The following is a 19,775-nucleotide window of genomic DNA, read 5'->3' on the forward strand; positions in this document are numbered from 1 at the left end:
AGAACAGGCGACGAAAAACCCTGTATCACATGATCCGTTACCCAGCCAAAGGGCCCGTGCATCAGCACGGGCCCTGGGGTGGTTCAGGCGCGCACGCCTTCGGGCAAAGGCAGGGCCAGCAGTCGCTCGTCGAGCAAGCCAAGGCCTTCCTGGAACAGCTGGTTGCTGCGCTCGGTCTCGCCCAGGCCGGCGAGCAGGCGCGCCAGTTCGGCACAGGCCTCTGGATTGCGCTCCATGCTCAGGCTGCTTTCCAGATAGTCGCGGGCCTTGCCCCACAGGCGATTCTGCAGGCTCAGGCGGCCCAGGGTGAGCAACAGGCTCGGGTCCTGAGGGTGGGCCTTGAGCCAGCCTTCGGCAGTTTGCAGCTGACGCGCCGGGTCATCGCCACGCACCAGGCCATACAGGCGCGCCAGATGGCTTTCGTATTCACGCTTGAGCGCAGTACGCAGCACCTGCTCGGCCTCGCCCTGGGCACCCACCTGACGCAACTGCTCGGCGTAGGCCAATACCAGTTGCGGCGCCTGGCGTTGCGCCGAGGTCAACTGCTGCCAGGCCCGCTCCAGCGCCTGGCGGGCACTGTGCATATCCTCGCCACGGGTGCTCGCCAGGCTCAGGTTCTGGCCCCATGCACGCTGCTCCAGGGCCGCCAGTTCGGCTGCCGGCAGCACCTTGTTCTTGCGCAGGTCCGGCAGCAGGCGAATCAACGCCGACCAGTCTCCCTGCTCCAGGTAGAGACGCTGCAGCAAGCGCAGCACCTGGTTGTTCTGCGGGTGACGCTCGTGCATCGCCAGCAGGGTTTCCAGCGCGCCAGCGGTCTCGCCACGGTCCATCTGCAACTGGGCGTGGGTCAGGGCAATGGCCAGTTCGGCCTGGGGCTGACGTTCGAGGGCACGTTCCAGCAAGCTGTCGCTCTCGTCCTTGCGCCCCTGCTCGTTGGCCGCCCGTGCGGCACCGAGGTAGTACAGCAACGGCTGGCGCTCGGCTTCGGCGGCGCGATGCAGGTGGCGCTCCGCGCTGGCCCAGCGCCCTTCGGCCAGGTCCAGCTGGCCCTGTTCGATAGCGATGCGCACGCGCCGGCTGCGGTTGCGCCGCGACCACGGGTTGACCACGCCGCTGGAGGTCAGCACCAGGCCGACCAGGTAGCGGATCAGCAGCAGCACCAGCACCACGGCCACCAACGCACCCAGCGCGGCCCACAGCCCGGACTGGTAACGGAAGCCGCCGTAGGCGATCAGCACGTAGCCACTGTGCTTGGCCACCGCGATGCCCAGGGCTGCCGCGATCACGATCGCCAGCACCGCCAGCAGGTAGACGCGCTTCATGGCTTGCCCCCTTGTGCCTCGGCCGGCAGGTGGCGGCGCTGGATGTAGGCCTGCACCGCGGCCAGGCTTTCGCTCAGGTCCGGCGTGACCACCGACACCGGCTGCTCGGCCAGCGCATTGAGGCTGTCGAGCATGGCCTTGCTTTGCGGGTTGTCGGCATTGAAGTTGGCCAGCAGCACGCTACGGGCGTCATCCAGGGCCTGGTTGTAGACCTTGGCTTCGCCGTTGAGCGCCGCCCACTGGGCCTGCTCGATGGTCAGGCTCAGGGCCAGGCGCAGCTGGTTCAGCTGCTGACCGGCCAGCAGCGGGCGCACGTTGTCGTCGGCGTTGAAGTCGACCTGGAAGTACTTGGAAATCTCTGCCCACCACTGCGACAGGCGACTGGCGCCATCACCGTCAGCGGTCAGCGCACCCAGGGCATCGGCGTTGCTGTCGAACTCCGGCGACTGGGCGCTCAGTTGCTGCACCTGTTCACGCTGGGCCGCCAGCTTGAGGAACAGCCCGGTACGGTCCGGTTGCTGGGTGCTGCCCAGCGTCGCCAGGCTGCGCGCAAGCTGCTCGCGGGCGGCGAAGGCACCCGGGTCACTCTGCTCACGGAGAATTTCATCGGCGCCTTCGACCAGGGCCTTGGCGCTGGTGATGTCCTGCAACGCCGACAGGCGCAGGGTGGCCAGGCGCAGCAGGTGCTCGGCCTCGGCCAGGCGCCACTCCTTGCGGCTCTCGCCGAGCACGGTTTCCAGGCGCTGGCCGAGGCGCTGCTGGTCACTCTGCAACTGCGCCACCAGGCGGCGGCGGTCTTCCAGTTCGCTGGCCGCCGGCAGGCTGGCCAGCTGAGCGCTGATCTGCTGTTCGCGTTGCTGCAAGGCGCTGGCACGCTGGTTCAAGGCCTCCAGGTGCTCGCCCTGGCTCAGCTCGTTGCCCTGCAGGTGGCGAACCTGCCAGACACCCCAACCACCGACCGCGACCCCGGCCGCGCCGACCAGCAGCGCCAGCAGGGCCAGGCCACTGCCGGAGCGCTTGACGGGCTTTTCGGTGACGGGCGCCGCCGGCTTTTGCACCGACGGCTGATCATTGTTGGACAAGACAGTTTCGCTCACGTATCCATCCTTTGCATGGGGGCGCATCGCTCTGAGCTTAGCGCCTTAAGAGGCAGGTGCAGCGCTGCGCTGCACGGCTGCCAGCAAGGCCGCGGCACTGGCGCCACGGCAATCCACAACCTGTTGGGCCCCAGCGCCCCTGGCCAGTTCGGCGACCCTCGGGCCCGGCACGAACAACGGCAGGCGCGCCACCTGCGGCCAATCGGCCGCGGCCATCTGCTGCAGGTGTTCAAGACCCTGCCCACTGCTGACCACCACGCCGTTGAGGCGTTCCGCTGCGATGCGCCGCACCAGGGTGCCCGCCGGGTACGCCGGCAGGCAGCGACGATACAGTTCCAGATATTCGACACTAGCACCTTGCTCTGCAAGACGCTCTGCCAGCAGTTCGCGACCTCCAACGCCGCGGACAATCACTACGCGGGGCGTAGGAACCGCGACAGCCTGGCGCAGGACTGGGAGCGCAAGCAAGGCCTCGCTGTCGTCACCCACTGTAGGGAAATTCACCTCCAGACCGGCGGATTGCAGCACCGCCGCCGTCGCCTCCCCCACCGTGAACCAGCCTTTCGCAGGGGCTTGCACGCCCGCCTCGGCGAAGCGCTCGAGCAGCAGCCGGGCAGCCGGCTTGCTGACCACGATGAGCGCCTGGCACTGCGCCAGCCCTGCCAGCACCTGGCGTTGCCCAGGCGCCAGCTCGACCGGCTCTATCGCCAGCAAGGGCAGGCAGCTGCTGGCAACGCCAGCCTCTGCCAGCGTCAGCGCCAGCGCTGCACAGTCATCGGCAGGCCGGGTCAGCAGCAGGCGCCAGGGGCTCACGGGTGGCCGGCCTCGCCATAGACGTCCTTGAGGATGGCCTCGGCGCCCTGCCCCAGCAGGTCTTCGGCCACCTGCACGCCCAAGGCTTCGGCAGCCCCACGCGGTGCACGCGCATCGGCCACCAGCAAGGTGCCTCCGCTGGGCTGACCGACCAGGCCGCGCAGCCACAGCTGCTCGCCTTCGAGCACTGCGTAGCAGGCGATCGGAACCTGGCAGCCGCCGTTGAGGCGTTTGTTCAGGGCGCGCTCGGCCACCACCCGGTCGGCGGTGTCGGCGTGGTGGAGCGGCTTGAGCAAGGCGTGGATCTCGTCGTCGGCGCTGCGGCACTCGATGCCCACGGCACCTTGGCCACCGGCCGGCAGGCTGTCGTCGACGCTGATGCTGTCGCTGATGCGGTCTTCGAAGCCGAGGCGGATCAGGCCTGCCGCGGCGAGGATGATGGCGTCGTACTCGCCGGCATCGAGCTTGGCCAGGCGGGTGTTGACGTTGCCGCGCAGGAACTGGATCTTCAGGTCGGGCCGGCGCGCCAGCAGCTGGGCCTGGCGGCGCAGGCTGGAGGTGCCGACGATGCTGCCGGCCGGCAGTGCGTCGAGGCTGGCGTAGGTATTGGAGACGAAGGCATCACGCGGGTCTTCGCGCTCGCAGATGCAGTACAGGCCCAGGCCTTGCGGGAAGTCCATGGGCACGTCCTTCATCGAATGCACGGCGATGTCGGCTTCGTTGTCCAGCAGGGCGGTTTCCAGCTCCTTGACGAACAGGCCCTTGCCGCCGATCTTCGCCAGTGGCGCGTCGAGCAGCTTGTCGCCGCGGCTGACCATGGGCACCAGGGTCACCTGCAGGCCGGGATGCGCCTGCTCCAGGCGGGCTTTGACGTATTCGGCCTGCCACAGGGCCAAGGCACTTTTACGGGTGGCAATGCGGATTTCGCGAGTGGACATGAAACGCCCCGATCCAGAGAAATGCCGCCGATGATAACAGCATCGCCGGGGCCTGTAGGAGCGGCCTTGCGTCGCGAAAAGGCCGCAAAGCGGCCTCGGGGTTTGGTGGGTTGGAGGATCAGTCCTGGGGCTGCTGCGCAGCCCTTTCGCGACGCAAGGCCGCTCCTACACGGGACTCGCGATCCTGATCAGAGGGTCTGCATCATCTTGCGCACACCCGCCACATGCCGGCGGCTGACGGTCAGGGCGTCGCCATCGAGGCCCTTGAGGAACAGCTGGAAATGCCCAAGCGGCGTGCGCTGCAGGCGCTCGATGCGTTCCCGGGCGACCAGCGCGTTGCGGTGGATGCGCACGAAGCGGTCGCCGAATTCGTCTTCCAGAGCCTTCAACGGCTCGTCCAGCAGCACTTCCCCGGCTTCGTGGCGCAGGGTCACGTACTTGTGGTCAGCGATGAAATAAATGACCTGGGGCAGCGGGATCAGCTCGATCCCTTTGCGCGTGCGCGCACTGATATGGCTGCGCGGTACGCCACCCTCGCTGCCCGGCCGGGTCAGCGCGGCCAACTGCGCGCGGTTGGGTTTCTCGGCCTTGCGCAGGGCATCGCGCAGGCCCTGGGGCTGGATCGGCTTGGTCACGTGGCTGAGGGTACTGTCCTTGAAGGCCTCGGTACCGTATTCATCGTCGCCGGTGCAAAACACCACCGACGGCGGCGCCTCGCGCTCGCACAGGCGCGCGGCGACCTGCAGGCCATCGAGGCCGGGCATGCCGATGTCCAGCAGGACCACGTCTGGCTTGAGGCTTTCGATCAGGGCCAGGGCCTCTTCGCCGTTGGTGGCGCTGGGCTCCAGCACGGCATAGCCCTCCAGTTCAGCGAACAGCCGCGTCAGGCGTTCGCGGGCTTGGGGTTCGTCATCAACGATCAGGACATTCATAATTGCTCTGGATTCCTGAGTGAGTCTCGCACAGGTATAGCGTAGACAAGAGCAGGTCGAGCGACACTGCGGTCACGCTCTAGACCGATGCGAAGGCCAAAGATTCACTGAGTCGGCAGAATCGCTGCCAGTCCTCTGTCCAACTGTAGACGGTCCGTGGAACATCGCCGTTCAATCGTTGAATATCGTCAGCGCCCGCCTTTGCCGCCGTTTTCCACGGGTTTCTGTCGACCGACGTCCTGCGGCGGCCGGCCCAACCCTGCTATCATCGGCGCCACTTTTTCGTTCACGCCTGCAATGAGTGAATCCATGAGCACCGACAAGACCAATCAGTCCTGGGGCGGCCGCTTCAGTGAGCCCGTCGACGCCTTCGTCGCCCGTTTCACCGCTTCGGTCGATTTCGACAAGCGCCTGTACCGCCACGACATCATGGGTTCGATCGCCCACGCCACCATGCTGGCGCAGGTCGGCGTACTCAGCGACGCCGAGCGCGACACCATCATCGATGGCCTGAAGACCATCCAGGGTGAAATCGAGGCCGGCAACTTCGACTGGCGCGTCGACCTCGAAGACGTGCACATGAACATCGAGGCACGCCTGACCGACCGCATCGGCATCACCGGCAAGAAGCTGCACACCGGCCGCAGCCGCAACGACCAGGTGGCCACCGACATCCGCCTGTGGCTGCGCGACGAGATCGACCTGATCCTCGGCGAGATCACCCGCCTGCAGAAGGGCCTGCTGGAGCAGGCCGAGCGTGAAGCCGAAACCATCATGCCCGGCTTCACCCACCTGCAGACCGCCCAGCCGGTCACCTTCGGCCACCACCTGCTGGCCTGGTTCGAAATGCTCAGCCGCGATTACGAGCGCCTGGTCGACTGCCGCAAGCGTGCCAACCGCATGCCCCTGGGCAGCGCCGCGCTGGCCGGCACCACCTACCCGATCGACCGTGAGCTGACCTGCAAGCTGCTGGGCTTCGAGGCCGTGGCCGGCAACTCGCTGGACGGCGTCTCGGACCGTGACTTCGCCATCGAATTCTGCGCTGCCGCGAGCATCGCGATGATGCACCTGTCGCGCTTCTCCGAAGAGCTGGTGCTGTGGACCAGCGCGCAGTTCCAGTTCATCGACCTGCCTGATCGCTTCTGCACCGGCAGCTCGATCATGCCGCAGAAGAAGAACCCGGACGTGCCGGAGCTGGTGCGTGGCAAGACCGGCCGCGTGTTCGGCGCCCTGACCGGCCTGCTGACCCTGATGAAAGGCCAGCCGCTGGCCTACAACAAGGACAACCAGGAAGACAAGGAGCCGCTGTTCGACGCCGCCGATACCCTGCGCGACTCGCTGCGTGCCTTCGCCGACATGATCCCGGCGATCAAGCCCAAGCACGCCATCATGCGCGAAGCGGCGCTGCGCGGTTTCTCCACCGCCACCGACCTTGCCGACTACCTGGTACGCCGTGGCCTGCCGTTCCGTGACTGCCACGAGATCGTCGGCCACGCCGTGAAATACGGCGTCGACACCGGCAAGGACCTGGCCGAGATGAGCCTGGACGAACTGCGCCAGTTCAGCGACCAGATCGAACAGGACGTGTTCGCCGTGCTGACCCTGGAAGGCTCGGTGAATGCCCGTGACCACATCGGTGGTACGGCACCGGCCCAGGTGCGCGCCGCCGTCGCCCGCGGCAACGCCCTGCTGGCTTCGCGCTAAGGCCCATGGCGAGGGCTTCGCCCTCGTTCGCGGGCAAGCCCGCTCCCACAGGTACTACACAGCTTTTGAATCCTGTGCAGTACCTGTGGGAGCGGGTTTACCCGCGAAGGCCCCAGCTCCGACCTCAGCGTTTACCGCTGCGCACCATCTCCAGGAAGGCCGGCATCGCCGCTTCCTTGTCTGCCGCCACGCGCGCCATGTGCGGGTTCTGGCCCATCAATTCGAGCAACGCCTTCGCCTGCGGGAAGTCCGCCAGGAAGTCGATGCCCAGTACCTTCTTGCCCACTGCGCAGGCCAGGTCCACCGAGAAGCAGAACATCAGGTCGGCCACGGTCATCTGTTCACCTGCCACATAAGGCGCGAACCGCCCGTTGCGCTTGAGCGTGGCGAAGCCCGCCAGCAGCTCGGTACGCGCACGCTCCTTGATCAGCGGCTCGACCTGCATGCCGAAAAATGACTCGGCGTAACAGCTACGCGCCGGCAACTCGATGTACAGCTCGATTTCCTTGAGCAGCTCACGCACCTTGGCCTGGGCGAACGGGTCAGCCGGCAGCAGCGCCTTGCCGCCCTGGGTCTGCTCGATATAGTCGAGGATCACGCTGGTTTCGCTGAGAAACCCGTGTTCCGTCTCCAGCACCGGCACCTTGCCCCGTGGGCTGACTGCCAGCGCCTGCGGCGCCTGGCCGCCATAGAAGGCGACTTCCTCGAAAGGCAGGCCTTTCTCCAGCAGGGCCAGCTTGACCATGTTGTAGTAGTTGCTGACCGAGAATCCGTGAAGCTTGAGCATGGGGTTACAGCCTCCAGGCCGTATGGGGATGGCCCGGCTGTTATAGACCCTGCGCAGGCGCCTGGCCAGCATCATGCGCCCGCTCGATGGCCGGGCATTGCCGGCGCGGGCATGGCAAACTGTGCGTCCCACCACAGGAGTACCGCCATGAGCGAGCACGACGACATCGACAACGACGAAGAAGCCTTCGCCGAGGCGACACTGACCGAAGCCATCGAAAACCAGATCGAAAGCGGCGAACCGGCGGCGGCCAAGGCCACCTTCAACAAGCTGAGCCTGGTCGGCTACGCCCGTGAAGACATCCTCAACCTCATGGCCCACGTGCTGGCCATCGAGATCGACAACATGCTTTCGCAAGACCGCCCGTTCAACGGCGAGTGGTACGAAGCCGCCCTGCGCGCCCTGCCGGAGCTGCCGCCTGAGGCAGATCAAGGTGACGACGAATAACCCGACTACACTCCAGGATCAGGCACCGCTGGCGGTGCCGCCATCCTTGTCTGGAAGTCAGGAGTCGCCATGTCCTTCACCCCCGAACTGATCGCCGAACTGGAAGTGCTCGCCCTGTTCAACCTGGACAGCAGCCAGGAAGGGATCAAGATTCACGCCAACGCCTCCCCCACCCTGATCGCTGCGGCCAAGCGCCTGCACGACAAGCAACTGACTGACCAGCCCGACGGTGGTTACCTGACCAGCCTGGGGCATGATGCGGTGGAGAGCGTGCAGTTGCTGCTCAATGTCCTGAAAGCCCCGCAGCCCGCATGACCCTGTGCCGGCCTCTTCGCGGGTGAACCCGCTCCCACAGAGACATGCGATCCCCTGTGGGAGCGGGTTTACCCGCGAAGAGGCCTGACCAGGCGCTAGAAAAATGACGTCAAGAATCCATTTGATGCTTATCCGACCGCCCCACTCAGGCTAAACTCGCCACAGCTCCCCCGGCCCGCCCCTGAGTGTGCAATGACCCACCCCCACGAAATCCGCCCCGACCTCGACCAAGGCATCGACCGCAAGGTGCTGTCGACGTTGCGCGCGCGTTTCCTGCACATCAACCAGGGCCGCCTGGAACGTGCCATGGAAGGCCTGTCGACACGCCAGCAACTGGTGCTGACCCTGTTGCCGCTGCTGTTCCACGTCAACCACCCGCTGCTGCCCGGCTACGTGTCCGGCGCCACTCCGGCCGGCGTCGCCGGCTTCGAGCCGGACGCCGAGCGGGTCGCCGACGCCCAGCGCCTGGCCCGCTCGTTCGCCTACAAGGCCCGCCACGGCAACCCGCCCCGGCCGATCCACGGCCTGTTCCTGATGGGCAGCATGGGCTCGCTGGCCCAGGCCGAGCAGAGCGACATGGACCTGTGGGTGTGTCACGCCCCGGGCCTGGACGAGACCCAGCGCGACGAGCTGCGGCGCAAGTGCCAGTTGCTGGAAACCTGGGCCGCCAGCCAGGGCGCCGAGGCGCACTTCTTTCTGATCGACCCGCAGCACTTCGCCCAGGGCCAGCGCGACAGCCAGCTCAGCTCCGACGACTGTGGCACAACCCAGCATTACCTGCTGCTCGACGAGTTCTACCGTACCGCCATCTGGCTGGCCGGGCGCACGCCGCTGTGGTGGCTGGTGCCGGTGTATGAAGAGCACAACTACCACGGCTACACCAATACCCTGCTGTCCAAACGCTTCATCCGCAACCAGGATGCCCTCGACCTCGGCCATCTGGCGCAGATCCCACCGGGCGAGTACGTCGGTGCCGGCCTGTGGCAGCTGTTCAAGGGCATCGACTCGCCGTACAAGTCTCTGCTCAAGCTGTTGCTGACCGAGGCCTACGCCAGCGAGCACCCCCACGTGCGCTGCCTGAGCCTGGACTACAAGCAGGCCGTGTTCGCCAACCAGCTCAACCTCGACGAGCTCGACCCCTACGTGATGGTCTATCGGCGCATCGAGCGTTACCTGCTGGGCCGCGGCGAAACCGCGCGCCTGGAACTGGTGCGGCGCAGCCTGTACCTGAAGGTCAACAAGCGGCTCAGCGGCCTGGAACGCCAGCGCAGCAACGGCTGGCAGCGCCAGCTGCTGCAGCGCCTGGCCGACGAGTGGGGTTGGGACGAACGCCAGCTGGCCCTGCTCGACAGCCGCAGCCAGTGGAAGGTGCGCCAGGTGGCGGTGGAGCGCCGCGAGCTGGTGGCCGAGCTCAACCACAGCTACCGCTTCCTCGGCCAGTTCGCGCAAGCCCAGAACGCCAGCACCCGCGCCGACCAGCGCGACCTCAACGTGCTCGGTCGGCGCCTGTACGCGGCCTTCGAGCGCCGCGCCGGCAAGATCGAGGTGATCAACCCGGGTATCGCCCCGGACATTGCCGAAGACACCCTGACCCTGGTCCAGTCGCCCAACCGCAAGGAGCCCGGCAGCCACCACTGGGGCCTGTACAACGGCAATCTGGGGGTGCATGAGTGGGAGCACTTCAGCCCGATCAAGCGCTGCCGCGAACTGCTCGAACTGCTCACCTGGGCCCACCGCAACGGGGTGATCGACAGCAGCACGCGCCTGGCGCTGCACCCCGGCGACAGCGACCTGACCGAGTTCGAACTGTTCAACCTGATCAACAGCCTGCAACAGGGCATCCCGCTGCCGCTGGAAACGGTCAGCGAAGTGCGCCTGCTGCAGCCCAGCGTGGCCGACGAGATCCTGCTGCTGGTCAACGTCGGCGTCGACCCGCTGCGCCACCACCGCGACCTGAACATCCTGATGACCACCGAGCGCACCGACTCGCTCAGCTACGCCGGGGTCCGCGAGAACCTGGTGCTGACCCTCGACCAGGTCACCCTCAACAGCTGGAACGAAGTGCTGGTGCAGCGCTACGACGGGGAGCACGCCCTGCTGCGCTGCCTGCGCGACTTCCTCAACAGCCTCGGCCAGCGCAGCCACCGCCCGCGGGTACGGGTGCGCTGCTTCTGCCACAACCGCGCCCAGGCCATCACCCAGCGGGTCGAGGAAATCTTCGACACCGTGCAGCTGCTGCTCGACCAGGGCCGCAACCACCGCTACCTGCTGCAGGTGGCGCAACACACCCATGTGCTGGAGCTGCTGCCCGGCCAGGTCAGCCTGGCGACCCTGGCCGGGCACGATGCGCTGCTCGATTACCTGGGCGAGGAGCGCAACGCCTACAGCCCGCTGCACCTGGACAGCAATGCCTTGCAGGACCACGACCTGCCGTTGGTGCTGGAACAGGAGCAGCCCGGCTGCATCCAGGTGTTCTACCGCCTGCTCGATGGCTGGGCCGACCTGTACGTGCTGGACGAGTACAACGCCCTGTGGCAGCAGCGCCTGCCGCTGCACGACGAAAACCACCTGCTGCTGCCGCTGCAGCGCTTCCTGCGCTCGGTGGTGATGCGCCACGACGCCCGCCTGCCACTCGACAGCCTGCAGCAGGCGTCACTGGAAATCCGCTACGCGCAGTTGCTGCCGAACGGGCCGGGCAAGGCGCGCAGCATCGAGCCGCGGCCGCTGCCGAGCGCCGGCGTCGACCAGCCGTATTACGAGGTTCAGGCCATTCTCCAGGCCGGTGCGGGGGACGGGGTGCATGTGACGCTGTACTGCGGCCAGCAGGAGTTTTCCGAGCTGGACCATGGCGAGCAGCTGTATGAAGTGGTCGCCCGGCAGATTCTTGGCCAGCGGCGCGGCGCGGGGCATTACCGCTGCTATATCACTGACCTGGATCTGTCGGAGCTGCTGGAGGATGAGCAGGGGTCGACCAGCCTGTACCTGCGCTACAAGGGGAAGTTGGAGCAGGCACTGAATGATGGATTGGCGAAGTTGCAGGCTACGTTGGAGGTTTGAGATTGCCGGGGCTGCTGCGCAGCCCTTTCGCGACCCAAGGCCGCTCCTACAAGGGAACGCGAACGCCTGTAGGAGCGGCCTTGTGTCGCGAAAGGGCCGCAAAGCGGCCCCAAAATCTCACAGGTCGAAATCGCCCGCCGCCTCTGGCTGGTATTCCACATCCAGCAACTCCAGCTTCAAGGTCTTGCCCCCCGGCGCCGGCCAGTCGATCTGCTCACCCACCGACAACCCCAGCAACGCGCAACCGATCGGTGCCAGCACCGAGACCTTGCCCTCACCGCCGGCGTCCTTCGGGTACACCAGGGTCAGGTGGTAATCCTTGCCGCTGGCCGCCTCGCGGCAGTGCACCCGCGAATTCATGGTCACCACGCCTGCCGGCACCTCTTCATGCCCGACCACCCGCTCGGCACGGTCCAGTTCCTGCTGCAGGGCGAGCACACCCGGCGTACTGTCGTCGAGGCTGTCGAGCAGACGCTCCAGACGCTGTACGTCCAATCGGGTGAGGGTAAGGGCAGGCGTGGTGCTCATGATCCAGTCAGACTCCATTCAACAGGCAAATTTTTGCACCGGCAGATAAAGCAAAACCCCGCCCAAGGGCGGGGTTTGCGAATGCTTTTGCGTCGGTGGCGCACAACCCGACACTACCACAGCCGGGCAAATACTCAAGCCCGTGCGCGCAGGGCCTCGGCTTCGCGGCAAATCTGCCGGCGCCGTTCGTCATCGGCCGAGCGCCACTCGCGGATGTGCTCGACATGCCGCTGGCAACCGGTGCACACCCGCTGCTCGTCGAGGCGGCAGACGCTGATGCAGGGCGACGGTACCGCCGGGCTGACGTTGCTGTAGAGCGGCTTGGGCGGTCGCGCTGGCGTGCTCATGTCAGATCTCGTCGAAATCCAGCTTCTCGCCGGCCCGCTCCCAGACGATGCGCTCGAGCATTTCGTTGAGCAGCTCTTCGCTCTTCTCGCACACCCACTTGCCGCTTTCTTCGTCGTAGTCGAAGTGGAAACCGCCGGAACGGTCGGCCAGCCACAGCTGGCGCAGCGGCTCCTGGCGGCTGAAGATCAGCTGGGCGCCGCCTTCGAACTTGACGGTGAGCACGCCACCGGAATTCTCCATGTCCAGGTCCAGGCCGCTCTCGTCGAACAGGTCTTCCAGGGCCTGTTGGGTCGCGTCGACCAGATCATGGAAACGCGCTTCGCTCAAACTCATTGCAGGAACCTCGAAATTGGCTGCATTACAGGCAAGCCGGGCAAGATACGGGCGCCAGCCGCCGAATGCAAAGACTAGCGACCGCCTGCACCGGCCTCTTCGCGGGTAAACCCGCTCCCACAGGGTCTGGCAGCGGTTTGCCAACGCTCAAGCATAGCCCGCCCGACGGACCGGCTCTTGCATAGGCAAGCCGCCGGTCGCTCGGTATACTCGGGCGCAATACTGCATATTTCAAAGGATTTCACCCATGAAGCGCCTGATTTCCTCGCTCGCGGCGCTGGTCGCGGTTGCCTGCCTCGTTTCGGCCTGCGGTCAGAAGGGCCCGCTGTACCTGCCGGAAGACGGCAAGGACGGCAAAGGCCCGAGCAAGTCGCACCAGCACCAGCATCAGCACGCCCCGGCGGTCCAACCGCAGGAAGAGCAGCCGATCCAGCCCGAGCAGTCGCCAGAGCAGTAAGGAAATCAGATGAACGCTTTCAACTACCGCGACGGTGAACTGTTCGCGGAAGGCGTGGCCCTGTCGGCCATCGCCGAACGTTTCGGCACCCCGACCTACGTGTACTCGCGCGCCCACATCGAGGCCCAGTACCGCAGCTACACCGATGCCCTGCAAGGCACCGAGCACCTGGTCTGCTTCGCGGTCAAGGCCAACTCCAACCTCGGCGTGCTGAACGTCCTGGCACGCCTGGGCGCGGGCTTCGACATCGTTTCCGGCGGCGAGCTGGAGCGTGTGCTGGCCGCCGGCGGGCGTGCCGATCGCGTGGTGTTCTCCGGCGTCGGCAAGACCCGCGAAGACATGCGCCGCGCCCTGGAAGTCGGCGTGCACTGCTTCAACGTCGAGTCCACCGACGAGCTCGAGCGCCTGCAGGTCGTGGCCGCCGAGATGGGCAAGGTGGCACCGGTCTCGCTGCGGGTGAACCCGGATGTCGATGCCGGCACCCACCCGTACATCTCCACCGGCCTCAAAGAGAACAAGTTCGGCATCGCCATCGCCGACGCCGAAGCCATCTACGTGCGCGCCGCGCAGCTGCCGAACCTGGACGTGGTCGGTGTCGACTGCCACATCGGTTCGCAGCTGACCACCGTCGACCCGTTCCTCGACGCCCTCGACCGCCTGCTGGACCTGGTCGACCGCCTCGCCGAGTGCGGCATCCACCTGCGTCACCTGGACCTGGGCGGCGGCGTCGGTGTGCGCTATCGCGACGAACAGCCACCGCTGCTGGCCGACTACATCAAGGCCATCCGCGAGCGCGTCGGCAGCCGCGAGCTGGCCCTGGTGTTCGAGCCGGGCCGCTACATCGTGGCCAACGCCGGCGCCCTGCTGACCCGCGTGGAATACCTCAAGCACACCGAACACAAGGACTTCGCCATCGTCGATGCGGCGATGAACGACCTGATCCGCCCGGCCCTTTACCAGGCCTGGATGGGCGTCAGCGCGGTCAAGCCACGCGAAGGCCAGGGCCGTGCCTACGACCTGGTCGGGCCGATCTGCGAAACCGGCGACTTCCTCGCCAAGGACCGCGAACTGAACCTGGCCGAGGGTGACCTGCTGGCCGTGCAGTCGGCGGGCGCCTATGGTTTCGTCATGAGCTCCAACTACAACACCCGCGGCCGTTGCGCAGAAATCCTCGTCGACGGTGACCAGGCCTTCGAAGTCCGCCGCCGCGAGACCATCGCCGAACTGTATGCTGGCGAAAGCCTGCTGCCGGAGTAAGCCCATGCTGCTGCGCTTTACCAAGATGCATGGGCTGGGCAACGACTTCATGGTCCTCGACCTGGTCAGCCAGCACGCGCACATCCAGCCCAAGCATGCCAAGCAATGGGGTGACCGCCACACCGGCATCGGTTTCGACCAGCTGCTGATCGTCGAGGCGCCGAGCAACCCGGAAGTGGACTTCCGCTACCGGATCTTCAACGCCGACGGTTCCGAGGTCGAGCAGTGCGGCAACGGCGCGCGCTGCTTCGCCCGTTTCGTGCTGGACAAGCGCCTGACCGCGAAGAAGCGCATCCGCGTGGAAACCAAGGGCGGCATCATCGAACTGGACGTGCAGAACGACGGCCAGGTCTGTGTCGACATGGGCCCGCCGCGTTTCGTCCCGGCCGAGATCCCCTTCGTTGCCGAGCAGCAGGCGCTGAACTACCCGCTGGACGTCGACGGCCAGGTGCATTCGATCGCTGCCGTGTCCATGGGCAACCCGCATGCCGTGCTGCGCGTCGATGACGTGCACACCGCGCCGGTCCATGAGCTGGGCCCGAAAGTCGAGCACCACCCACGCTTCCCGCAGCGGGTGAACGCCGGCTTCCTCCAGGTCATCGACCGCCACCGCGCCAACCTGCGCGTGTGGGAACGCGGTGCCGGCGAAACCCAGGCCTGCGGCACCGGCGCCTGCGCCGCGGCCGTGGCGGCGATCAGCCAGGGCTGGATGGATTCCCCGGTGACCCTCGACCTGCCCGGTGGCCGCCTGCACATCGAGTGGGCCGGCCCGGGCAAGTCGGTGTTGATGACCGGCCCGGCCGTACGCGTCTACGAAGGACAGGTTCGTCTCTAAGCGAGTAACCGCCATGACCGATCAGCCAGTACCGCAGCAGCCCGAAACGCTCGACGCCGAAGCGGTGGTCGCCTACCTGCGCGCCCACCCGACCTTCTTCGCCGAGCACGACGACCTGCTGGTCGAGCAACGCATCCCCCACCAGCGCGGCGACAGCGTGTCGCTGGTGGAGCGCCAGCTCAAGCTGCTGCGCGACCGCAACATCGAGATGCGCCATCGCCTGTCGCAACTGATGGACGTGGCCCGCGACAACGACCGGCTGTTCGACAAGACCCGCCGGCTGATCCTCGACCTGCTCGATGCCGGCAGCCTGGAGGAAGTGGTGATGGCCGTCGAAGACAGCCTGCGCCAGGAATTCCAGGTGCCCTTCGTCAGCCTGATCCTGTTCGGCGACAACGCCGCCCCCGTAGGCCGCTGGGTCAGCAACGCCGAGGCCCAGCAGGCCATCGGCGGCCTGCTCGGTGGCGGCAAGACGGTCAGCGGCAACCTGCGCGAGCATGAGCTGACCTTCCTGTTCGGCAAGGAGCAGCACCAGGAAGTCGGCTCCAGCGCCGTCGCCGCCCTCGAATACCAGGGGTTGCACGGCGTGCTGGCTATCGGCAGCCGCGACCCGCAGCACTACAAGAGCTCGGTCGGCACCCTGTTCCTCGGCTACATCGCCGAAGTGCTCGGCCGCGTAGTGCCGCGCGTGACCCAGACCCTGCGTCCGGTGCGCTGATGGAACGCCAGCTGGAGGCTTATTGCGCACACCTGCGCAACGAGCGCCAGGTGTCGGAGCACACCCTGCTGGCCTACCGCCGCGACCTCGACAAGGTCATCGAATACTGCAACAGCCAGGGCATCGCCGGCTGGGGCGCGCTGCAGATCCAGCAGCTGCGCCAGCTGGTCGCCCGCCAGCATCACCAGGGCCAGTCCTCGCGCAGCCTGGCACGGCTGCTGTCGGCGGTGCGCGGCCTGTACCGCTACCTCAACCGCGAAGGCCACTGCCAGCACGACCCGGCCAGCGGCCTGAGCGCGCCCAAGGGCGAGCGCCGGCTGCCCAAGGTGCTGGACACCGACCGCGCCCTGCAACTGCTCGACGGCGGCGTCGACGACGATTTCATCGCCCGCCGCGACCAGGCCATCCTCGAACTGTTCTACTCCTCCGGCCTGCGCCTGTCCGAACTGAACAACCTCGACCTGGAGCAGCTCGACCTCGCCGCCGGCCTGGTGCAGGTGCTCGGCAAGGGCAGCAAGACCCGCGTGCTGCCGGTCGGGCGCAAGGCCCGCGAGGCCCTGCAGGCCTGGTTCAAGCTACGCGGCATCGGCGGCCCGCGCGACAGCGCGGTGTTCATCACCCGCCAGGGCAAGCGCATGAGCCCGCGCGCCATCCAGCTGCGGGTCAAGGCCGCCGGCGAACGCGAGCTGGGCCAGCACCTGCACCCGCACATGCTTCGCCATTCCTTCGCCAGCCACGTGCTGGAATCGTCCCAGGACCTGCGCGCGGTGCAGGAAATGCTCGGCCACGCCGACATCAGCACCACGCAGATCTACACCCACCTGGACTTCCAGCACCTGGCCGCGGTGTACGACAGCGCCCACCCCCGGGCCAAACGCAGCAAAGGCACAGACTCATGAGCATCCAGCTGATCACCTTCGACCTCGACGACACCCTGTGGGACACCGCGCCCGTGATTGCCAGCGCCGAGGTCGTGCTGCGCGACTGGCTGCAGGCCAACGCACCGACCCTCGGCGGCGTGCCGGTGGAGCACCTGTTCGCCATCCGCGAACGCCTGGTGCAGGCCGAGCCGGGGCTCAAGCACCGCATCAGCGCCCTGCGCCGGCGCGTGCTGTTCCACGCCCTGGAAGAAGCCGGCTACGGCGAGAAACAGGCCCAGGAACTGGCCAACGAAGGCTTCGAGGTATTCCTGCATGCCCGCCACCAGATCGAAGTGTTCCCCGAGGTGCAGCCGGTGCTGGAGATCCTGCGCCATCACTACACCCTGGGCGTGGTGACCAATGGCAACGCCGACGTGCGCCGCCTGGGGCTGGCGGATTACTTCCGCTTTGCCCTGTGCGCCGAGGACCTGGGCATCGGCAAGCCGGACCCGGCGCCGTTCCTGGAGGCGTTGAAGCGAGGAGAGGTCGAGGCCAGTGCGGCGGTGCATGTGGGTGATCACCCGGGCGACGACATTGCCGGGGCCCAGCGCGCCGGGTTGCGGGCGGTGTGGTTCAACCCGCAGGGCAAGGCCTGGGTGGGCGAGCGGGCGCCGGATGCCGAGATTCAGCGCCTCTCCCAGTTGCCCGACGTGCTCGCGCGCTGGCGCTGATGCCCATTCGCGGGTAAACCCGCTCCCACAGGGACCGCGCAAAGTTTGAACCATGTGCCGTACCTGTGGGAGCGGGTTTACCCGCGAAGAGGCCAGCACAGGCAACACAAATCCCCCAGGCACAAAAAAGCCCGCAGCGACGGCGGGCTTTTTTGCACTCAGCCACTCAGATAGGGCGGCTGCCGTACTTGTTGTCAGGCTTCTTGGGCGGGTCGGCGACCACGTTGGCCTCGACTTCCTGCACCTTGCCACCGCGCGAAAGGAATTCCTCCATCGCCTTGGCCAGTGCATCACGCTCTTTCTGCTTGGCTTCCATGCTCGGCATCTCGTCTACCGAGACCGCTGCCTTGGACTTGCCCTTGGCAGTGGGTGCCGGGCTGCTGTCGTCATCGCCAGCATCTTCGGCGCCATCGTCAGCCGCCGCTTCGAGGCCTTCATCAGCCTCGTCGTCATCGCCTACTTCGAGGTCGTCGTTTTCCAGATCATCGTCGCTCATGTTCTACCTCATGACTTGCGAAAAGCAGGTTAGTTATAGACCAGTGCAGCCGTAGACCGGCAGTCACCAGTGAAAATTCAACTGGCCGTGGGTTGGCCACTGCCCTTGGGTTGGCGCTCCTGATGGGAGGCGGCACCCGGCAGGCCCTGCTCCTGGCAGGACCTGACAAACATCCTGGAACCCTGCTGGCCACACGCTACTGGCAAGCCTAGCAAAGGCTGGCGAAGTGTGCGGACCGCACGACAAACACCCTTCGGCGCGCATTCTAGCGCGCCCGTGGAAAAAGCAAAGCTCCATAAACGCCTTACAACTTGTAAGTTTTTGGCCCACGTCGCGAACTGGCTTGATAAACCGTTTGCTCTGCGGGAAAAGGCAAAAAACAGGCAAAAAAATGCCCGGCGAACCGGGCAAGTTTTTCCAGCGTCGCGGTTACAGGTTGTAGCCGCGTTCGTTGTGTTGAGCCAGGTCGAGGCCGACCGACTCTTCTTCTTCGTTGACCCGCAGGCCCATCACCACGTCCAGCACCTTGAGGATCACGTAGGTGGCGATGGCGGTGTAGACCACGGTGAAGATCACGCCCTTGGCCTGGATCCAGACCTGGGCACCGATGTCGGTGACCGCGCCGAAGCCGCCCAGGGCCGGGGCTGCGAACACACCGGTGAGGATGGCGCCGATGATGCCGCCGATGCCGTGCACGCCGAAGGCGTCGAGGGAATCGTCATAGCCCAGCTTGCGCTTGAGGGTGGTGGCGCAGAAGTAGCAGATCACGCCCGAAGCCAGGCCGATCACCAGCGCGCCCATCGGGCCCACGGTGCCAGCGGCCGGGGTGATGGCGACCAGGCCGGCGACCACGCCCGAGGCGATGCCCAGGGCGCTTGGCTTGCCGTGGAAGACCCACTCGGCGAACATCCAGCCCAGCGCGGCGGCGGCGGTGGCGATCTGGGTCACCAGCATGGCCATGCCGGCGGTGCCGTTGGCGGCGGCGGCGGAACCGGCGTTGAAGCCGAACCAGCCGATCCACAGCATGGCCGCGCCCATCAGGGTGTAGCCCAGGTTGTGCGGGGCCATCGGGGTGGTCGGGTAGCCTTTGCGCTTGCCCAGCACGAGGCAGCAGACCAGGCCGGCGATACCGGCGTTGATGTGCACCACGGTGCCGCCGGCGAAGTCGAGCACGCCCCAGTCCCACATCAGCGCGCCGTCACCGCTCCAGACCATGTGCGCGATCGGTGCGTAGACCAGGGTGAACCAGATGCCCATGAACACCAGCATCGCGGAGAACTTCATGCGCTCGGCGAAGGCACCGACGATCAGCGCCGGGGTGATGATGGCGAAGGTCATCTGGAAGGTGATGAACACCGCTTCGGGGAACAGCGCGGTGGCCGAGGTCAGGTTGGCCGGGGTGACGCCGCTGAGGAACGCCTTGGAGAACCCGCCGACGAAGGAACTGAAGTTGAGCACGCCCTTTTCCATACCCGTGGTATCGAAGGCCATGCTGTAGCCGTAGATGACCCAGAGAATGCTGATCAGGCCGGTAATGGCGAAACACTGCATCATCACCGACAGCACGTTCTTGGAACGCACCATGCCGCCATAGAACAGGGCAAGACCCGGAATGGTCATGAACAGCACCAGCGCTGTCGAGGTGAGCATCCAGGCGGTGTCGCCGGAGTTCAGCGCTGGGGCAGCTGTTTCCTCTGCCAGGGCGAGCCCGGGCATTACGAGGGACAATAGGGCTCCTAGCCCTGCGATCTTGCGCAGAGTCATGTTGTTTTCTCCTGGGGCTTTGGGTTTGGTGAGGCT

At 66.2% G+C, this 19,775-nt stretch carries 21 protein-coding genes; 10 read left to right on the forward strand and 11 right to left on the reverse strand.

The genetic code is table 11. The annotated features are described in order from the left end of the window. Positions 1-83 precede the first annotated feature (83 nt). From ACIP21_RS05600 to ACIP21_RS05620, 5 genes are all read right to left on the reverse strand, one after another. Positions 84-1,322, reverse strand: a complete 1,239-nt coding sequence (locus tag ACIP21_RS05600; RefSeq protein ID WP_400684965.1) for a heme biosynthesis protein HemY — start codon at positions 1,320-1,322, stop codon at positions 84-86. Beyond that, positions 1,319-2,419, reverse strand: a complete 1,101-nt coding sequence (locus ACIP21_RS05605) for a uroporphyrinogen-III C-methyltransferase (protein ID WP_400684967.1) — start codon at positions 2,417-2,419, stop codon at positions 1,319-1,321. The genes ACIP21_RS05600 and ACIP21_RS05605 overlap by 4 nt, the downstream gene beginning before the upstream one ends. Before the next feature lie 45 nt (positions 2,420-2,464). Further along, positions 2,465-3,232, reverse strand: coding sequence for a uroporphyrinogen-III synthase (locus ACIP21_RS05610; protein WP_400684969.1), 768 nt, complete (start codon positions 3,230-3,232; stop codon positions 2,465-2,467). Then, positions 3,229-4,170 (reverse strand): hydroxymethylbilane synthase, encoded by a 942-nt coding sequence (gene hemC / locus ACIP21_RS05615; protein WP_400684972.1) that lies wholly within the window; start codon positions 4,168-4,170, stop codon positions 3,229-3,231. The genes ACIP21_RS05610 and hemC overlap by 4 nt, the downstream gene beginning before the upstream one ends. A gap of 188 nt (positions 4,171-4,358) precedes the next feature. Continuing rightward, entirely contained in the window at positions 4,359-5,102 is a 744-nt protein-coding gene (locus tag ACIP21_RS05620) for a LytR/AlgR family response regulator transcription factor (protein WP_400684974.1), read from the reverse strand. Between the two features lie 309 nt (positions 5,103-5,411). On the opposite strand from ACIP21_RS05620, the gene argH reads away from it, so the two are divergent. Next, the gene (argH, locus tag ACIP21_RS05625) at positions 5,412-6,806 is read left to right on the forward strand and encodes an argininosuccinate lyase (RefSeq protein ID WP_400684976.1); all 1,395 of its coding nucleotides are present in this window, start codon (positions 5,412-5,414) and stop codon (positions 6,804-6,806) included. A 124-nt stretch (positions 6,807-6,930) separates the two neighbouring features. On the opposite strand, the gene ACIP21_RS05630 is transcribed toward argH, so the two are convergent. Next, positions 6,931-7,593: a glutathione S-transferase gene (locus ACIP21_RS05630; RefSeq protein WP_400684979.1), complete on the reverse strand. Its 663-nt coding sequence runs from the start codon at positions 7,591-7,593 to the stop codon at positions 6,931-6,933. 147 nt (positions 7,594-7,740) lie between these two features. Between ACIP21_RS05630 and ACIP21_RS05635 the strand changes: the two genes are divergently transcribed. The 3 genes from ACIP21_RS05635 to ACIP21_RS05645 all read left to right on the forward strand — a co-directional run bounded on the left by ACIP21_RS05635 (position 7,741) and on the right by ACIP21_RS05645 (position 11,412). Continuing rightward, positions 7,741-8,040, forward strand: a complete 300-nt coding sequence (locus ACIP21_RS05635) for a hypothetical protein (RefSeq protein WP_400684982.1) — start codon at positions 7,741-7,743, stop codon at positions 8,038-8,040. A gap of 69 nt (positions 8,041-8,109) precedes the next feature. Then, positions 8,110-8,355: a TIGR02647 family protein gene (locus ACIP21_RS05640; RefSeq protein ID WP_400684984.1), complete on the forward strand. Its 246-nt coding sequence runs from the start codon at positions 8,110-8,112 to the stop codon at positions 8,353-8,355. A 192-nt stretch (positions 8,356-8,547) separates the two neighbouring features. After that, on the forward strand, positions 8,548-11,412 hold the full coding sequence (locus tag ACIP21_RS05645) for a class I adenylate cyclase (RefSeq protein ID WP_400684986.1): 2,865 nt from the start codon (positions 8,548-8,550) through the stop codon (positions 11,410-11,412). A 117-nt stretch (positions 11,413-11,529) separates the two neighbouring features. Here the strand turns inward: ACIP21_RS05645 and rnk are convergent, their stop codons facing one another. The 3 genes from rnk to cyaY all read right to left on the reverse strand — a co-directional run bounded on the left by rnk (position 11,530) and on the right by cyaY (position 12,621). Next, positions 11,530-11,940, reverse strand: coding sequence for a nucleoside diphosphate kinase regulator (gene rnk, locus ACIP21_RS05650; RefSeq protein ID WP_400684988.1), 411 nt, complete (start codon positions 11,938-11,940; stop codon positions 11,530-11,532). Positions 11,941-12,074: 134 nt separating this feature from the next. Beyond that, positions 12,075-12,287 carry a DUF1289 domain-containing protein gene (locus tag ACIP21_RS05655; RefSeq protein ID WP_400684990.1) on the reverse strand — a complete coding sequence of 71 codons (213 nt, stop codon included), beginning with the start codon at positions 12,285-12,287 and terminating at the stop codon, positions 12,075-12,077. 1 nt (position 12,288) lies between these two features. Continuing rightward, positions 12,289-12,621, reverse strand: coding sequence for an iron donor protein CyaY (gene cyaY, locus ACIP21_RS05660; RefSeq protein ID WP_054886458.1), 333 nt, complete (start codon positions 12,619-12,621; stop codon positions 12,289-12,291). 247 nt (positions 12,622-12,868) lie between these two features. Here cyaY and ACIP21_RS05665 point away from each other — a divergent pair, with 247 nt between their 5' ends. Genes ACIP21_RS05665 through ACIP21_RS05690 form a run of 6 tightly spaced genes read left to right on the forward strand, consistent with a single transcriptional unit; the run spans position 12,869 to position 17,479 of the window. Beyond that, positions 12,869-13,078 (forward strand): lipoprotein, encoded by a 210-nt coding sequence (locus ACIP21_RS05665; protein ID WP_400684992.1) that lies wholly within the window; start codon positions 12,869-12,871, stop codon positions 13,076-13,078. A 9-nt stretch (positions 13,079-13,087) separates the two neighbouring features. Continuing rightward, the gene (gene lysA, locus ACIP21_RS05670) at positions 13,088-14,335 is read left to right on the forward strand and encodes a diaminopimelate decarboxylase (RefSeq protein WP_400684994.1); all 1,248 of its coding nucleotides are present in this window, start codon (positions 13,088-13,090) and stop codon (positions 14,333-14,335) included. A gap of 4 nt (positions 14,336-14,339) precedes the next feature. Then, the gene (gene dapF, locus ACIP21_RS05675) at positions 14,340-15,170 is read left to right on the forward strand and encodes a diaminopimelate epimerase (RefSeq protein WP_400684996.1); all 831 of its coding nucleotides are present in this window, start codon (positions 14,340-14,342) and stop codon (positions 15,168-15,170) included. Between the two features lie 13 nt (positions 15,171-15,183). Continuing rightward, entirely contained in the window at positions 15,184-15,888 is a 705-nt protein-coding gene (locus ACIP21_RS05680; RefSeq protein ID WP_400684998.1) for a DUF484 family protein, read from the forward strand. Then, positions 15,888-16,787 carry a tyrosine recombinase XerC gene (xerC, locus tag ACIP21_RS05685; RefSeq protein ID WP_400685000.1) on the forward strand — a complete coding sequence of 300 codons (900 nt, stop codon included), beginning with the start codon at positions 15,888-15,890 and terminating at the stop codon, positions 16,785-16,787. The genes ACIP21_RS05680 and xerC overlap by 1 nt, the downstream gene beginning before the upstream one ends. Then, a complete protein-coding gene (locus ACIP21_RS05690) occupies positions 16,784-17,479 on the forward strand; it encodes an HAD family hydrolase (protein WP_400685002.1) in 696 nt (231 codons plus the stop codon). Before xerC ends, ACIP21_RS05690 begins: the two co-directional genes overlap by 4 nt. A gap of 166 nt (positions 17,480-17,645) precedes the next feature. On the opposite strand, the gene sutA is transcribed toward ACIP21_RS05690, so the two are convergent. Further along, entirely contained in the window at positions 17,646-17,975 is a 330-nt protein-coding gene (sutA, locus tag ACIP21_RS05695) for a transcriptional regulator SutA (RefSeq protein WP_110743369.1), read from the reverse strand. Between the two features lie 429 nt (positions 17,976-18,404). Further along, a complete protein-coding gene (locus ACIP21_RS05700) occupies positions 18,405-19,739 on the reverse strand; it encodes an ammonium transporter (protein ID WP_400685005.1) in 1,335 nt (444 codons plus the stop codon). Positions 19,740-19,775 lie beyond the last annotated feature (36 nt).

Source organism: Pseudomonas sp. NPDC089401 (genome assembly GCF_044749485.1).
Lineage (GTDB): Bacteria > Pseudomonadota > Gammaproteobacteria > Pseudomonadales > Pseudomonadaceae > Aquipseudomonas.

What these genes read in the sequence shown, in the direction of transcription:
- ACIP21_RS05600 (WP_400684965.1), bottom strand. Translation starts at nt 1,322, where the DNA reads ATGAAGCGCGTCTACCTGCTGGCGGTGCTGGCGATCGTGATCGCGGCA.
- hemC (WP_400684972.1), bottom strand. Translation starts at nt 4,170, where the DNA reads ATGTCCACTCGCGAAATCCGCATTGCCACCCGTAAAAGTGCCTTGGCC.
- ACIP21_RS05620 (WP_400684974.1), bottom strand. Translation starts at nt 5,102, where the DNA reads ATGAATGTCCTGATCGTTGATGACGAACCCCAAGCCCGCGAACGCCTG.
- argH (WP_400684976.1), top strand. Translation starts at nt 5,412, where the DNA reads ATGAGCACCGACAAGACCAATCAGTCCTGGGGCGGCCGCTTCAGTGAG.
- ACIP21_RS05630 (WP_400684979.1), bottom strand. Translation starts at nt 7,593, where the DNA reads ATGCTCAAGCTTCACGGATTCTCGGTCAGCAACTACTACAACATGGTC.
- ACIP21_RS05635 (WP_400684982.1), top strand. Translation starts at nt 7,741, where the DNA reads ATGAGCGAGCACGACGACATCGACAACGACGAAGAAGCCTTCGCCGAG.
- ACIP21_RS05640 (WP_400684984.1), top strand. Translation starts at nt 8,110, where the DNA reads ATGTCCTTCACCCCCGAACTGATCGCCGAACTGGAAGTGCTCGCCCTG.
- ACIP21_RS05645 (WP_400684986.1), top strand. Translation starts at nt 8,548, where the DNA reads ATGACCCACCCCCACGAAATCCGCCCCGACCTCGACCAAGGCATCGAC.
- rnk (WP_400684988.1), bottom strand. Translation starts at nt 11,940, where the DNA reads ATGAGCACCACGCCTGCCCTTACCCTCACCCGATTGGACGTACAGCGT.
- ACIP21_RS05655 (WP_400684990.1), bottom strand. Translation starts at nt 12,287, where the DNA reads ATGAGCACGCCAGCGCGACCGCCCAAGCCGCTCTACAGCAACGTCAGC.
- cyaY (WP_054886458.1), bottom strand. Translation starts at nt 12,621, where the DNA reads ATGAGTTTGAGCGAAGCGCGTTTCCATGATCTGGTCGACGCGACCCAA.
- ACIP21_RS05665 (WP_400684992.1), top strand. Translation starts at nt 12,869, where the DNA reads ATGAAGCGCCTGATTTCCTCGCTCGCGGCGCTGGTCGCGGTTGCCTGC.
- lysA (WP_400684994.1), top strand. Translation starts at nt 13,088, where the DNA reads ATGAACGCTTTCAACTACCGCGACGGTGAACTGTTCGCGGAAGGCGTG.
- dapF (WP_400684996.1), top strand. Translation starts at nt 14,340, where the DNA reads ATGCTGCTGCGCTTTACCAAGATGCATGGGCTGGGCAACGACTTCATG.
- ACIP21_RS05680 (WP_400684998.1), top strand. Translation starts at nt 15,184, where the DNA reads ATGACCGATCAGCCAGTACCGCAGCAGCCCGAAACGCTCGACGCCGAA.
- xerC (WP_400685000.1), top strand. Translation starts at nt 15,888, where the DNA reads ATGGAACGCCAGCTGGAGGCTTATTGCGCACACCTGCGCAACGAGCGC.
- ACIP21_RS05690 (WP_400685002.1), top strand. Translation starts at nt 16,784, where the DNA reads ATGAGCATCCAGCTGATCACCTTCGACCTCGACGACACCCTGTGGGAC.
- sutA (WP_110743369.1), bottom strand. Translation starts at nt 17,975, where the DNA reads ATGAGCGACGATGATCTGGAAAACGACGACCTCGAAGTAGGCGATGAC.
- ACIP21_RS05700 (WP_400685005.1), bottom strand. Translation starts at nt 19,739, where the DNA reads ATGACTCTGCGCAAGATCGCAGGGCTAGGAGCCCTATTGTCCCTCGTA.